3 protein-coding genes and 2 pseudogenes are annotated in these 6,654 nt (G+C 65.7%); 1 reads left to right on the top strand and 4 read right to left on the bottom strand.

The window, feature by feature from the left end; genetic code table 11:
• The 4 genes and pseudogenes from ACFQ4H_RS34365 to ACFQ4H_RS34350 form a co-directional block, all read right to left on the bottom strand.
• Nucleotides 1–1,217: pseudogene (locus ACFQ4H_RS34365) on the bottom strand (hypothetical protein); the annotation flags it as partial.
• On the bottom strand, nt 1,217–1,657 hold the full coding sequence (locus ACFQ4H_RS34360) for a pilin (protein WP_377579388.1): 441 nt from the start codon (nt 1,655–1,657) through the stop codon (nt 1,217–1,219). The pseudogene ACFQ4H_RS34365 and the gene ACFQ4H_RS34360, both read right to left, overlap by 1 nt.
• A gap of 287 nt (nt 1,658–1,944) precedes the next feature.
• The gene (locus tag ACFQ4H_RS34355) at nt 1,945–2,766 is read right to left on the bottom strand and encodes a hypothetical protein (RefSeq protein ID WP_377579386.1); all 822 of its coding nucleotides are present in this window, start codon (nt 2,764–2,766) and stop codon (nt 1,945–1,947) included.
• A gap of 528 nt (nt 2,767–3,294) precedes the next feature.
• A pseudogene (locus ACFQ4H_RS34350) lies at nt 3,295–3,781 on the bottom strand (ArsI/CadI family heavy metal resistance metalloenzyme).
• A 272-nt stretch (nt 3,782–4,053) separates the two neighbouring features.
• Between ACFQ4H_RS34350 and ACFQ4H_RS34345 the strand changes: the two are divergent.
• On the top strand, nt 4,054–6,501 hold the full coding sequence (locus tag ACFQ4H_RS34345; protein WP_377579384.1) for an NACHT domain-containing protein: 2,448 nt from the start codon (nt 4,054–4,056) through the stop codon (nt 6,499–6,501).
• The last annotated feature ends 153 nt before the right edge of the window (nt 6,502–6,654 follow it).

Raw genomic sequence — 6,654 nt, 5'->3', positions numbered from 1 at the left:
GGCGGACGGGGGCCGGACGGCCGAGGAGCCGTCCGTCCGCCGCCTCCGCCCGTGCTCGCCGCGCCGAGCAAGCCGGCCGCCGCGCCGAGCGTCTTGATCATCAGGACAGCTTGGACGAGTTGACCCAGCAGTCCTCGGCCGCTGCGCTGCCCGAGCGGGCCGAGGATGAACTGACGCATCCAGCCCGGCAGCTTGATCAGCAGCCACAGCATCGTCAGGCAGACCACTACGCCGAGAAGTCCGGCTCCGGTCGCGGGCATGCCCATCACGGTCGGCCCGGCGGGGGTCAGGAACACCTTGATGCTGGCCATAACGACGATGGCCTGGCCGAGTTGCAGGCCGAGGCAGGCCAGGACGCAGCGCCACCACAGGTTCGCCACGCCTTCAGTGAGTGGACTGGCGTGGCAGATCAGCGCCGCCGGGGCGAGGCCGAACAGGATGATCAGCGCGGCGAGGCGCAGCACGAACGTGAACTCCAGGACGAGGCACATCACGATCACGGCGATGGCCATCAGCGCCATTAAGAACCCGTCGCCTTGCAGGGCGTTGTCCACGATCTGCCGGATCGCGGTCGCGGCGGTCGGGCCGTCGATCGTGTTGCCGGCGATGGCCACGGTGAGCGCGTTGGTCAGCTCGATGGCCTTCTGGCCGATAATTAGGCTGCAATTGGCGAGGACCACGCCCACGGCGATGCGGGGTAGCACCTGCTTGAGGCCGTATCGGGTTTGCAGGGTCTCCCGGGCGCTGATGAGGAAACCGCCAGCGACGATGAACAGCACGATGACGCCGTTGGCGACGACCAGGCTCATCGTCCAGATCGCCTTGACGTGCTCGTTGCTGGTGAGGTCGGGGGTCGACAGCCACGACGCGCCGAGGGCTTCCATCACGGGTTGGAGGGCCTGCTCAGCGGCCCATACGACCAGGTCAACGACGGCCTTGCGAATCTGGCCTCCGATGTCGTACCAGGCCGGATCATCGCTGACAAAGGGCTGACCAGGACTCGGGGCCGGGCCGGGCGTGGGCACCGGTGTAGCCGGCGGGGACGGCTCCACGCCCGGCGGGCGAACACCCGGGTCCGGCACGCCAGGGCTCGGGGGCGGACCGGGTGCCGGGCTGGGCTCGGCGTGCGCCGGCCCGGCCCCGGCGAAGGTCAGGCCGGCGAGGATCAACACACCGAGCAGCAGCGCTACACGGCAGAACACGAGGCGGATGGTCATCAGGCCACCCACTGACCGACGATCGTGACCAGCAGCGGGGCGAGCAGGGCTCCCGCGTAGCCGATCGCGGCGCTACGGAAGGCAAGCTTGCCCTTCTCGACCTCGCCAGGTTCGCCGCTGGTGTAGCGCAGGAACCCCACCGTGAGGCACAGGGTCGCCCACGCGGCGAGGATGCCGAGCAGCCAGAAACGGATGTTGTCGACCACCTGCGTGATCGACTCGGCGGCCAGCACCACCGGGGCGGGCTCGGCCGCGTACGCCGCCCCCGGAGCGGCGACGAAGACGACCGTCACCACGGCGGCCCCGAGCAGCATCAGCGAGGCGCGGGCCGGACGAGAAAGGTATCGGCGGGGACGGCGGACGGACGGCCATCCCCGCCCGGCGGTCCCGAGGCGGCGGCGAGCCGGCACCTCGGGACGCACAGAGGGGTTGTGGTTCATGGGATTGGGCACCTCCGGTGCGCACGCCTGAGCAACCCGCAGCGGGGCATGGGGTGCGCGATTGGGCTGGCGAAGGCGGGACCGGACGATGCGCTTGGTGAGGTGACCTCGGATGCCGACCGGCGCGGCCGTCCTCCTCACAGGGAAGGCGGTGAGCCGGGGACCGTACGGGGTGTCAGCGCCGTCAACGGGTCCGGTCGGAGAAGGTCACCTGCGCGGAAGAGTCCCGCACTAGGGGATTACAAATCCGGGCCTCGGATTGGAAAATTGCAGCTCAAGCAGCCTGCTCACGGACGCTTCCGGGCGGTCGGGGCGTCGAGGACCAGGATCGAGGTGGCCTCGTTGACCGCATCGGCGTACGGGTCGGACAGCTCGCCGGACTCGATCGCGGCCTTGAGCCGGGCGACGGCGGCCGTGCGCCGCTTGTAAAGGTTCCAGCGGGGCTCGCCGGTGCGCTCGGCGTACGCGGTGAGGCTGAGTTCTTCCAGGTACGTCGCGCCGATCAGCTCCGCCTCCTGCCCGGTGATGACCCCGGCGTTGACCGCGCGGGCGAGGACGAGATCCGGGTGCCCGTACGGGGCCGGTGGCATCACCGCCCCCGGGGCGTGGTTCGGTGCCCCAGACGAGGCCGGCTCCAGCTCACGCAGCTCGGCGCGGGCCTTGGAGAACGCGGCAGACAGTAGGTTCCCGATTACTCCGGGCCTGGCCAGATCGATCGTGCCGAGAGCGCGCAGGAAGTGCTCGACGATGGCGGCCTGGACGTCGCCGGTGAACAGCTTGGCCAGCAGGTATGCCTTGAACCGCAGGCCTGGCAGTGCGACGCCGACTGCGCCGGCACGCCATGCCGAGTCACCGGTACGGGCGTGCTGCACCAGCAGCCGCCATGCGGCGTCCCGGGCGGCGTAGTTGCAGGACGGGTGCATCAGGATCGCCGACAGCTCGGGCAGGGCGAGGGCCCGGCGGGGCAGGCCGTGACCGAGGCTGCGGCCGTCCACCGACAGCGGGTTCGGTCCCTGCCCCATCAGCCGGAATCGGTACTCGATGTCGTTGAACAGCGTCTCGCCGCGCCGGGAGACGGCAGGCTCGGCGGTAGGGGTACCATGGTCCATGGTGGTGCTCCCTCGTGATGACCGTTGCCGTCCAGCGGGAGTGCCGGTCGGCGCTGTGCCACCACGCCACCAGGGCCTTTGAACAGATCATGAACACCCGTGATCTTGTTCAAGCGGGCTCGACCCGTGTTTAACCCGGCCGTCGCCAATGCCCGTCGGTGTGCCTCGGCGGGAGTCCGCCGGCACCCGGAGTCGGGCTGTTCAACCCGTGGTCAGGCTGTTCAAAGCCCTCCTCGCCGGCCGCAGCCGCTTCGAGACGGCAGGCTTGAACACGCCCGCAACCGATCCACCTATACGGATCGAGCGCGGTGGCCAGAGAGGTCACGGAACGCGCCCGAGGCGCTCTTGTTCAAGCCGGAACCCAACAAAATGATCTTGTTCAAGGCTCACGAGGGAGAGTCTCGATCTTGTTCATGGTGGCGGCTGCCCCATCCAGAGCGCCGCGCACCAGCGAAGCCTCGACCTAAGTGGTGACGGCGCACCGACCTGAGCGCGCCGCCGCCACGTTCTACGTAGGTGTATCTGCTCCTATGAGCAGCACCCGCCCGCCTCGTCCGACCCGACGACGGCGGGCTGCGGGGCGGTGGTCTCGCCGCACTTGCAGTCGTCGCCGGCTCCGGGCTGGGTTTGGGCAGAGGTGCCGTACTGGTCGGAGTCGCCCTTGACCACGTACACCTCCCAGCGCTCGTTGCCGGGGCTGCGAACCCAGACCTTGTCCTGGAGGGCGTAGCAGCAGGAGGTGTCGTTCTCGGTCAGGGTGATCAGCCCGGCCTCGGTGAGCCGGTCGGTGGCGGCGGTGACCTGCGCGCCGTCGAACACCTCGACCCCGAGGTGGTCGATCGCGGTGGCCTGGTCCGGGGCACCTTCGAGCAGGACCAGCTTCAGCGGTGGCTCCTCAATGGCGAAGTTGGCGTAGCCGGACCGCCGCTTGGCCGGCTCGGTGTTGAACAGCTTCGAGTAGAACGATCGACCCTTCCAGGTCGGAGACGCGCAGGGCGAGCTGGACCCAGGACACCACAACACAGATAGCCTTCCCCGAACCCTTCGCCAAATCCTTCCGGCAAACCATGCCGCATCCAGCCAGCGTTGATCAAACACCCAGGCTTGACGCCAGCGCAGAGCGCCGCTTGTGGGGAAAACAAGTACCGCTGAGCGGGCAGGCCTCGATCCACCTTGGCTGCGAACCAATGGGCGACAGGGCGACTTAGATGGTTTGTCAGCAAAATCCCTAATCACTGTCGGGTTTTGTTCAGTTCGCAGGCAGCCACTCTGAGCCACTATGGAGCAATGTGGCGCCGTCACCGCTTCCGTCGGCTCGAACTATTCCTCTTCACCTTGATTAGCACCATCGTGAGCTCTGCCAGCGCCATGGTCATCAACGTGGCTACGACCAGCCCACCCGTTATTAGGCAGTGGACAGACAGTTTCGGCCGCATGGTCATGGTCGTGTTGGCGCTCGCGGTACTTACCACATTTCTGGGGCTGACTACCCAACGTAAGGAGACCGGGCAGCCGGACGCCGCCACCTCGCCAGTAGCCCAAACTGCCGTGTTGCCGGTGCGACAACGCTGGCTCCTTGCCCTCGGCGCGGCCGCCCTGGCGGCAGGATTAGCCGTCTGCATGTGGCTCACTCCCGACCTGGGTCCGCAGGAACGCTTGAGCGTCGTGCTTGTCCAAACGGGTTTCGCCGTGCTTGCCTGGTTGGTGGCATGGTGGGCGGTCAGGGCACGAGCACAAACCGACACCCCCGCAGCGCCCGCGATCGGGGAGGACGACATCACAACGAGAACCCGGATATTGCAGCGGGTACAGCGGTGGTGGATCGTTGACGGCCTGCATCGTTCCCTTCAGCATGCCGCCCGTCTAGAGGTGCAGCTTGACACGCAACCAGACGCAGTGGAGGCGTACGAAGCCCCCAGGATCGGCCCGTTGCAACGGCTCGGCACCTCGGAACCGCTACCGGATGGCACCAAGTTGTCCGATGTGTACGGTCAAAGCAACCGGTTGCTGCTGATCGGCGAACCCGGGTCAGGCAAGACCACTCATCTCCTACAGCTGACTGAGGATCTACTCAAAAGGGCACAAGCCGACGGTGCAGCCCCGACGCCGGTAGTGCTGCTGCTGTCTCGATGGCGGGCATCAAGACCTGACTTTTGCTCCTGGGCGTCTGCTGAGATTGGCGAACGCTACGGAGTCTCTTCCCAACAGGTACGGAAAGAACTGGACCGAGGAGGTTTAGTCCTACTCCTCGACGGCCTCGACGAGGTTGGCGATGACTACCAGGACGCATGCCTACAGGCCATCAACTCGTTCGCCCGCAGCCCGGAGTTCGTGGGCACTGGCTTGGTCCTCACTTGCCGCACAGAGAACTATCAACGGATGGAGAAGCGGCTGGCCCTTGATGCGGCGTTTGCCGTACGGCCCCTGACTCGTCCCCAAATCACTCGGGCGCTGCGTAGCGCCGGTCCCGACCTGAACCTGCTGCGCCACGCCGTTGACCACGACAACGCTCTGCGGGATCTTCTAACCACGCCGCTGATGTTGGGTGTGGCGATCATTGCTTACCGGGGTGCGCCTGCCGAGGCGCTGCCCACGGGTGACGACAGGCAGTACAGCGATGTGCTCTACCGGCTATTTGTACATCGGATGCTGGTTAGGCCACGCAGCCTACGAGGCCAGGCCGAGCAGGCGGAGCACGCTTTCACTCCAGATGAGGCGCGGTATGGGCTGGTTTGGCTTGCGCGGTTGATGAGCCGGCGCAGTGAGACCGTCTTCTACCCGGATTGGCTTACTCCGGCCTGGCTGCCCGGCCGCACCCCGGAATGGCCATTGCCGAAACGTCGAGGTGTTACCGCTCGACTTGCACGGGTCCTCGGATGGGATCACACCAGCACCGGATTGGTGGGCGGTGGCCTTGCTGCACTAGTAGGCGCTTTCGCTATTGCCCCATTCGGTGCGCTCGTGGACGGCATTCGAGGTGCGCTTGTCACCGCAGTCATTGCTGCCCTTTTCTTTGGGCTCGGCATCGCCGTCACCTTCGGGGTGTTGCTCCAGGTTCGCCAACTTAACCGGCTATTTGTGCCGTTCATCGGGAAAGAAGAGGACGCCGCCTATGCGGCTTCAAACTGGATTCAATCGTTCCGCTCCACGCTTACGGGTTTCTTGTTCTGGGCGATATTTGGCGCTGTAGTAATCGGTGTGCCTGTAGCTGTCGCCGCATCCTTGCCTGCGGCAGCGTTGATTTCGTTGACGCTAGGCATCGGTGGTGGCATCAGCGGCGGGAGTATTCCCGATCCCAGCAAACCGCCCGCTTCGCCCGGTCAAGGGCTACAGGCATCCATGCGTCGTTTCACTCGAATGGTGGCGGCACTGATGTTTATTGTTATTGCGCTACTGGCGGTCGTGTTGGTCCTCGATGGCCCCTGGTTCGCGGTTGTGGCTGCTCTCCCAATGACGATCGCCCTCATGGTTACGGCGGGGCCCGGTCGCGCCTGGCTGCGCAACCGTGCAGTCACCTTCGGCCTTGCCCGTTCTGGCCTACTGCCAACCCGTTTACTGGAATTCCTTTCCTACGCTGACGACCGGGTGATCATGCAGCGAGTATTCGGTGGCTACGCATTTATTCACCGCACCCTGCGCGACTATCTCGCGGATCAAGATCCCACTGACGACTCGCCAGTGCTCGCCGGAGTAGGTAGCGGCGGCAGGAATCATCAGGTGACGTCAATAACCTAGACCCACGCAAGGGCATAAAGCCGACACAATTAGCCGCCTGGTGCAATGGTGGTTGAGGGCTAGTGTCTCGTGATCCCGATGTCTTTACTTGAGATGTGTTGTGGTTGGCTGTGTCGGTGGAGATGTCGTCGGATGAGCGGGCCGAGCTTCGGG

The organism is Micromonospora sonneratiae (genome assembly GCF_042679305.1).
GTDB lineage: Bacteria > Actinomycetota > Actinomycetes > Mycobacteriales > Micromonosporaceae > Micromonospora_H > Micromonospora_H sonneratiae.
The sequence above is the reverse complement of the archived record's forward strand: the minus strand, read 5'-3'. Positions and strand labels throughout refer to the sequence as shown.

What these genes read in the sequence shown, in the direction of transcription:
- ACFQ4H_RS34360 (WP_377579388.1), bottom strand. Translation starts at nt 1,657, where the DNA reads ATGAACCACAACCCCTCTGTGCGTCCCGAGGTGCCGGCTCGCCGCCGC.
- ACFQ4H_RS34355 (WP_377579386.1), bottom strand. Translation starts at nt 2,766, where the DNA reads ATGGACCATGGTACCCCTACCGCCGAGCCTGCCGTCTCCCGGCGCGGC.
- ACFQ4H_RS34345 (WP_377579384.1), top strand. Translation starts at nt 4,054, where the DNA reads ATGTGGCGCCGTCACCGCTTCCGTCGGCTCGAACTATTCCTCTTCACC.